Below are 7,399 nucleotides of genomic sequence, written 5' to 3'. Positions count from 1 at the left end.
CGGGCGCCGGCAACCGCCTGCTGATCCAGGGCGACCGCCACTACACCTACGACGCCTTCGGCAACCTGACCCAGGAACGCCGCGGCAAAGGCCAGCAACTCGTCACCGAATACCGCTATGACAGCCAGCACCGGCTGATCGAAATCACCCGGCCTAACGGCCAAACCGCCAGCTACCGCTACGACCCATTTGGCCGACGTATCAGCAAAACCGTCGATGGCCTCACCACCGAATTTTTCTGGCAAGGCGACACACTTATCGCCGAACACCAAGCGGGCCGCCACCGCAGCTACCTCTACGAACCCGACAGCTTCCGGCCGCTAGTCCTACTGGAAGGCTTCGGTCCAGACCACACCCAGCCCTACCACTACCAACTCGACCACCTCGGCACACCCCAGGAACTCACCACCCCCGAGGGCGATATCGTCTGGTCCGCCCACTACCGCGCCTACGGCGAAATCGCCCGGCTCGACGTAGGCAAAATCGATAATCCGCTGCGTTTCCAGGGCCAATACTTCGACGAAGAAAGCGGCCTGCACTACAACCGCCATCGCTACTACAATCCGGATACTGGTCGCTACCTCACGCCGGATCCGGTGAAGTTGGCGGGTGGGATCAATGGGTATCGGTATGTGCCTAACCCTACGGGGTGGGTGGATCCGCTGGGGTTGAACTCTTGCCCAGGTGGAGATAGCTGCAAACCGAACTCTGCACCTCAAACATCAGCAAAAAGTGCTGATCACGGTGAGCCGGCGTTACCGCAGCCTTCTGGAGCGGAGCGCAGAGCGAGGATAGATGAACTAGCAGAAGCCAATGCTTATCGACTTTTGGTAGAACTGGAACGCTTAATTCCAGGCGCACACTTTGTGGAAAAACATGGCGCTCAAACGACATTAATGTCTCAACTTGAACGGATCATGACTGCGCGAAACCCAACCACTGGCGATATTGAACGTCACATAGGAGGATATAATAATGGAGAACCGAAAATACCAAGCGCGGCCACACACTTCCTAAGCCATAGAGATCAGCTGAACGCTATTTATCGTGCGCAGCTGATATTTAAACAGGCTGATTTGTCAGCGTCTAAAACCCCTATAGATATGGGAAAAATAATTGGCGAAGGCTATAAAACGCAAGGCCAGGAATACCAGAAAACCAAAAAAGCCAAAGTCATCTTAAACAATAATGGACAACCCATAACAGCCTACACGGACCTAGAATGAAATTGAAACCAAGCTTACCAATAATCCAGGGATTGCTCTTCACTTATAGCTTCGAAAATATTAGAGATGAAGAACGAGAACTGCGAATCAAATCGACAAACGTAAACGACAGCGCAGAGCTCGGAAAATTATTCGATACGTTAACCAAACCTGAGTTCGCCGAATACAAACAGGAAGAGAGAGAATGGCACATCAACACCCTAAAATATTTTTTGAGCACAGACGAAACATTCGAATCGGTATTTTATCTTTTCGACACCTATTTCAAAGACGAAATCACTGACAAACGAAACTTCATGAAAGTGCTTCTAGACCGGCTAATCAAATATAACGAAGAAATCATAGAGCGCGACCAAAAACAATTTAACTCACAACAATAGAAAAAAACCCACCATCAGGAATATTTATGCAATTAAGCACCCAACTCAAAACTCATAGAATGCAATTTACCTGGCTAAAAGAAACTACAGCAAGAACTTCACACAAACTCTCGTCCTTCATCGGGGAGGATTATTAAACCTAGGAGCGGAAACGTACCTGAAAACCAAAGAACATTACAATTTTGAGGATTAATCGATGAAGTACTGGAACGATTTAGATCAAAATATATTCTTTGAAAAAATCTTTAGCAGACCGGTAGAAATTGGCCAGATTGCTCTTTTTTCTATGCAAATAGAAAATGATCGTCCTTCTGTGGGACTGGGATTCGACATACCGGAATTTCCTGACACATTACCCAAAAAATGGGAGGGCAAAGGCTACAACACATGCAGAATGGGCATCGACTGTCATGGTATTCAAGACTTGAGCATAAAAAATATTCCTGTTCGGGAAGTATTTTTTGTCAAAATCACCAAGGAAAATAACCAGTTTTATTTTCAGGCGACTAACAAGAACGTCTTAATTGAATTCAAAGCTAATTTCATCACACTCGCGGACCCAAATGTTCACATAAACGGGCCCATTGATTAGACGGCACTAAATATCTTATTCAAGACAACTCTGCTGGCCATAAGCATGGACGGTGCGATAGAACTAGAGACGCCCCATTTTACTTCAACTTACGCCCATTCGAAACACCGCGAAAAGGCCATATTCCCGGAACTAAAAAAACACTATCTCTTCAGGAAATAAAATGAAATATTGGAACGAACTAGATAAAAGCACTTTCCTCAACAAAATCTTTAGCAAGCCTATTGAGATTGGAAAGATAGCACTTTTTTCATTAAGAATTGAAAATGACCAACCAAGTATTAACTTGGGTTTCGACATACCTGAGTTTCCGGATATCCTGCCAGAAAAATGGAAAAACAAAGGTTACAACACGTGCAGAATAGGGATTACCTGCAGCGAAATTAGCAATTTAAAAATACACAATCTACCCATCCATGAAATTTTCGTTCTTGAAATCCAAAACGAGAACGCTCATTTTAATCTAGAAGCAAAAAGCAAAAGCGCCCTAATAACATTCAGTGCCAAATTCGTTTCACTTAACGACCCCAGCGTTTACATCAATGGACCGGACGATTACTACTTCTAGCAACGACAATAAAAATTTCGCCCCTTTCCCGATGAGGGCGCAGGATACCCGCACTGAATAAACGAAAGCCATATCACATTTCTTTCACATATGAGCGATCACTACCATGGCATTTCAATTTGAGGAACCATCTATCCCCCCCATAGCCAACCCCAATTCGCCGCCCCGCCCTACCGCGCCTAGACTCTGTTCAAGTTGTTTCAACGGACAGAGGATTTATCATCATGGGCAAACGTCATCCCAATCTCCCCGCCTGGCAGTGGCGCCATTACCCGCAGAACCATCAGCATCCGACCAATCTGGCGTTGCATCTGATCGCGGTGCCGCTGTTTATCATCGGTTTTTTGTTGATCGTGTCCGGGGTGTTCAGCCTCAGCGTGGCCAGTTTTGCGGTGGGTGTGGTCGGTATCCTTGCAGGGCTGGTGTTGCAGCGTCATGGGCATAGCCTGGAAGCTCAGGCCAGTGAGCCGTTCAGTGATCGCAAAGATGCGGTGCAACGCCTGGTGGTCGAGCAGTTCGTGACTTTTCCGCGCTTTGTGTTGAGTGGCGGTTGGTGGCGCGCCTGGCGGCAGCGCCAACGGCATTGAAGGTCAGGCGAATACCACCACGGTCTGGCGGCTGATGGCGATCAGTTCACCGCTCGGGCTCCACAGTGCGGCAGCGGCGTGACCGTAGCCGTCGCGGGCGTGTTCGATGTTGACGTAGTACTGGCACCAGTCGAGGGTGGTGAGGTTTGCCAGCGGCTGGATGAATTCGATGGTCCAGGTCAAGGTGCTACCGGGGGCCGGTTTCTTCAGGTGCGGCAGCAGCGCCGGAGGCCAGGCGTCGACCAGCGCGAGGATGTGCGCCTCGGTCAGCGGCTCTTGTTTCACATCGCCACGCAGTCGGACCCAACCACCCATCTCGCGGGATTTGTTACCGGTAAACGGCAAGCCGCCGACACTCCAGCGCATGGCCAAGTGGCGCATGAATTCAGGCGTCACCCCTTTGATATAGGGCAGCTCCTGGCATTCGTCCCAGTGTTTGAACATGGGTGGCGGCTCGCTGAGGACGTCGATTTCCGACGTTCGAGACCCACCAAAGCTGGCCTGCACCAGTGTCGCGACTTCGCCGTTCTGCACCACGCGCCCGAGCAACTGGCTGACGGCCTTGCCTTCGCGCAACACTTCAACTTGATAACTGGCCGGCACATCAGGCGCCACCGGCCCCACAAAGGTCACTGCCAGCGAGCGCAGCGGGCGATCGCCGGGGACTTGGGCACGCAGGGCTTCGTATTGCAACGCTGCCACTAGCCCTCCGAAGGTCGCACGGCCCTGGGCCCAGTCGGCGGGGATGGTCACGTCCAAGGGGTTATGACGGGCAGCGTCGAGCAAATCACTAAAGTGCATGGCGACCTCAAAGCGAGAAACAGAAGACAGGATCTTAACCATCCTACCTACAGTGAACAGCGCCTATTCCGGCCAAAAACCGGACCGTCTCAGAAGCAATGAGCGCTGAGTTTGTCCAGTACACGGTCGGACTCGCCCTCGGCCTTGACCAGGGTGCGCTGCCACACCGCCACGCAGGGCTGCAGGTCCGCCTGCTGTTCAGCTTGGGCCAGCCACTGTAAGCAATCGTGCCAGTCGCCAAGCACGGCCTGGGCTTTCTTGAGACGGGGGACGGCATTGGCGGGGAGCTTATCCAACTGTGGGTACGCCTCGGCGGCGTAGCGCACACGCTTGATCAATAAGCGCAGACGATGCCGATCATGACCCGGCTCTTTGAGCGCTGCGCCAAGGTTATGCCACTGCTTGGCCAAGCGTTTTTCGATGCGCGTGCGCAGCCCTTTGAGCAGTTTCTGGTGTTCGGAGGCCCGAATAAAGCGCGGAAAAGCGTCCAGAATCTGTAACAACTGCGCAAGCTCAGGGGATTGAGCTACGTGACGATAGGCATCGGGCTGCGGCCGCAAGCGTCGATCCGCCGCCTCGTGATGGCCGTGCTGGTGCAAGTAAGCGGCCAGCACTTCCCGATCACGCAGGGGGGTAGTCAACTGACCGACAGCGCTGGCGGCGACTTCCAGTTGCTCCACACCCGGCAGCCCGCGCAAAGGTCGTAACAGGCTGCGCAAGCGGCGCACGGTGGTGCGCAGGTCGTGCAGGGCTTCATCATCAGTGACGGCGGCAAGGCGAGCCTGACAGCTCAGTAACCCCACTTCCAGGCCAATGACCTGGGCGACTAGCTGATCGACTAACGCTGACATCACTTGCTCCCCTGACGATGAACATTCCCCGACGACTCAAGATGCCCGACTCGGATCAGCGACCGGCGCGGGACTCACGAATGTAGAAGCGCGCTTTCTCGGCCTTGTTGGCACAACCTTCGAAGGCTTCGAATTGCTGTTGGGTCTTGGCGCCGGTCAACAGCGACAAGGCTTTAGAGTAGCTCACGGTACCGGCAAAGCCTTCGGCCTTGGCCAGGTCCAGTTCTTTCCAGGCGGCGTCCAATTGCGATCCGCAGCTGTCACGGTAGGCGGTTTTGCCGGCACAACCGGCCAAGGCCAACACGATCACAGGCACACACATCCAGGCTTTCATTGATGACACCTCAAAAGGAAGAAACAGTCGTACGGAATAGACGTTGCCTACAAGGAAAAGTGCCTTGTTCGCCAAGGGGAAATCATACTCGCCTATTGCCAGAGCATACTCGAGCCGCGTGGCTATTCTGGAAAATATAGTTCAGGCAGGCCGCGAAGATTGAAGCCGCCCCCTCAATGGGTGCATTGTGGGCGGCAGTCTGGGGAAGGACATGAACCATGAAGAAACGTGTTGCCTTGGTGCTGGGGTCCGGTGGGGCCCGCGGCTACGCCCATATCGGGGTGATCGAAGAGATCGAACGACGCGGCTATGACATCGCCTGTATCGCCGGTTGTTCCATGGGCGCCGTGGTCGGTGGCATCTACGCCGCCGGTAAGCTGGACGAGTATCGCCGTTGGATCGAAAGCCTCGATTACCTGGATGTGCTGCGCCTGGTGGACGTGAGTTTTCGCCTGGGGGCGATCCGCGGCGAGAAGGTCTTCGGGCAGATCCGCAAGATCGTCGGCGAGCTGAATATCGAAGAACTGCGCATCCCCTACACCGCCGTGGCCACCGACCTGACCAATCAGCAGGAAATCTGGTTCCAGGAAGGTTGCCTGCACCAGGCCATGCGCGCGTCGGCGGCTATTCCCAGCCTGTTCACGCCGGTGATGCAAGGCAATCGCATGCTGGTGGACGGCGGTCTGCTCAACCCGCTGCCGATCGTGCCGGTGGTGTCGAGCCACTGTGACTTGATCATTGCCGTCAACCTCAACGCCACCAACCAGAAGCACTATCAGTTACCGGTCATTCAGCGCCCACCGGCGTTCAAGAGTCGTTTCAACAGCCTGGCCAAGTCGCTGGGTTCGCACTTGCCGTTTCGCCGCAAACAGGCCGAGCAGTTAATGAAGCTTGAGCAGGAAGCCTTGCAGGCTCAGGCGGCGGATATCAACCCGTGGCTGGAGTCGGCCGAGCCCGAATCGCAGCAACCGGCGGCCGCGCCGGAAAAACCCGGGGCGCCGAAGTCGGCGACCGGTTCGTTCATCATCGATAACGTCGGCCCCGCATCGCTGCTGGATTTGATCAACCAGAGTTTTGAGGTGATGCAGACGTCGTTGGCGCAGTACAAAATCGCCGGTTATCCGCCGGATGTGCTGATCAACGTGCCCAAGCGGGTGTGCCGGTTTTTTGAGTTTTACAAGGCGCCAGAGTTGATCGCCCTCGGGCGGGAGATCGCGAGCGATACGCTGGATCGGTACGAGAGTGAGCAGCCTTGAAGGCGTCGGTATGACGGGTGACGCCATCGCGGGCAAGCCCGGCTCCCACAGGGGATTGCAAGGGGGCATGCCCGCGACTCGAACACAGGAAACTGATCTACGCCCCCACTAATCGATACCCTACCCCGGCCTCGGTCACGATAAACCTTGGCTGGGTCGGATCATCCGCCAGTTTCTGGCGCAGATGGCCCACCACGATGCGCAGGTAGTGGCTGTCTTCGGTATGGGTCGGGCCCCAGATGTCCTTGAGCAATTGTTGCTGGGTGATCACCCGCCCCGGATGGCGCGCCAGTTGCGCCAGCACTGCGTACTCCTTGCGGGTCAGTGCCACTTCGGCACCGTCCAACAGCACGCGGCGATAGGCCAGGTCGACGGTCAGCGGGCCGAAGCACAGCGCGGCTTCCTGCGTCTCCCCCGCGGGGGCCTGGCGCAACAGCGCCCGAATCCGCGCCAGGAACTCTTGGATGCCAAAGGGTTTGGTCACATAGTCGTTGGCGCCGCCATCGAGGGCTTGGACTTTCTGTCCTTCGCTGGCGCGCACCGACAGCACCAGCACCGGCACCGTCGACCACTCTCGAAACTCGCGCAGCACTTGCTGGCCGTCCATATCCGGCAGGCCCAGATCCAGCACCAGCAAGTCCGGTTTGCTCAGTGCGGCCTGGGCAAGCCCTTCGCTGCCAGTGCCGGCTTCGATCACTTTGTAGCCCTGGGAGGCCAGGCTGATGCGCAAGAATTTGCGGATCTGCGGTTCGTCATCAATGACCAAAATCGTCGCGGTCTGGCTCATGGTGTTCCATCAAAATC

10 protein-coding genes are annotated in these 7,399 nt (G+C 54.9%); 6 read left to right on the top strand and 4 right to left on the bottom strand.

Annotation, left to right across the window (positions count from 1 at the left end; genetic code table 11):
• The 5 genes from ABX75_RS28870 to ABX75_RS26840 form a co-directional block, all read left to right on the top strand.
• Positions 1-1,226: RHS repeat domain-containing protein (locus ABX75_RS28870; protein WP_082136212.1), on the top strand; the 1,226-nt coding region annotated here is incomplete at its 5' end.
• On the top strand, positions 1,223-1,606 hold the full coding sequence (locus ABX75_RS26855; RefSeq protein WP_047883006.1) for a hypothetical protein: 384 nt from the start codon (positions 1,223-1,225) through the stop codon (positions 1,604-1,606). The genes ABX75_RS28870 and ABX75_RS26855, both read left to right, overlap by 4 nt.
• A gap of 196 nt (positions 1,607-1,802) precedes the next feature.
• Positions 1,803-2,198 carry an Imm50 family immunity protein gene (locus ABX75_RS26850; protein ID WP_047883005.1) on the top strand — a complete coding sequence of 132 codons (396 nt, stop codon included), beginning with the start codon at positions 1,803-1,805 and terminating at the stop codon, positions 2,196-2,198.
• A 163-nt stretch (positions 2,199-2,361) separates the two neighbouring features.
• Positions 2,362-2,766 (top strand): Imm50 family immunity protein, encoded by a 405-nt coding sequence (locus tag ABX75_RS26845; RefSeq protein ID WP_047883004.1) that lies wholly within the window; start codon positions 2,362-2,364, stop codon positions 2,764-2,766.
• A gap of 224 nt (positions 2,767-2,990) precedes the next feature.
• Positions 2,991-3,353 (top strand): Mpo1-like protein, encoded by a 363-nt coding sequence (locus ABX75_RS26840; protein ID WP_047883003.1) that lies wholly within the window; start codon positions 2,991-2,993, stop codon positions 3,351-3,353.
• A 3-nt stretch (positions 3,354-3,356) separates the two neighbouring features.
• Here the strand turns inward: ABX75_RS26840 and ABX75_RS26835 are convergent, their stop codons facing one another.
• From ABX75_RS26835 to ABX75_RS26825, 3 genes are all read right to left on the bottom strand, one after another.
• A complete protein-coding gene (locus tag ABX75_RS26835) occupies positions 3,357-4,154 on the bottom strand; it encodes an acyl-CoA thioesterase II (protein WP_047883002.1) in 798 nt (265 codons plus the stop codon).
• A gap of 89 nt (positions 4,155-4,243) precedes the next feature.
• A complete protein-coding gene (locus ABX75_RS26830) occupies positions 4,244-5,005 on the bottom strand; it encodes a CHAD domain-containing protein (protein ID WP_034096562.1) in 762 nt (253 codons plus the stop codon).
• 55 nt (positions 5,006-5,060) lie between these two features.
• A complete protein-coding gene (locus tag ABX75_RS26825) occupies positions 5,061-5,339 on the bottom strand; it encodes a hypothetical protein (RefSeq protein ID WP_034096561.1) in 279 nt (92 codons plus the stop codon).
• 218 nt (positions 5,340-5,557) lie between these two features.
• On the opposite strand from ABX75_RS26825, the gene ABX75_RS26820 reads away from it, so the two are divergent.
• Entirely contained in the window at positions 5,558-6,595 is a 1,038-nt protein-coding gene (locus ABX75_RS26820) for a patatin-like phospholipase family protein (protein ID WP_034096560.1), read from the top strand.
• A 97-nt stretch (positions 6,596-6,692) separates the two neighbouring features.
• Here the strand turns inward: ABX75_RS26820 and ABX75_RS26815 are convergent, their stop codons facing one another.
• Positions 6,693-7,382: a response regulator gene (locus ABX75_RS26815; protein ID WP_034096559.1), complete on the bottom strand. Its 690-nt coding sequence runs from the start codon at positions 7,380-7,382 to the stop codon at positions 6,693-6,695.
• Positions 7,383-7,399: the final 17 nt, after the last annotated feature.

It is taken from the genome of Pseudomonas sp. ARP3, from assembly GCF_001029595.1.
Taxonomy (GTDB): Bacteria; Pseudomonadota; Gammaproteobacteria; order Pseudomonadales; family Pseudomonadaceae; genus Aquipseudomonas; species Aquipseudomonas rhodesiae.
This window is presented reverse-complemented; position numbering and strand designations above follow the sequence as displayed.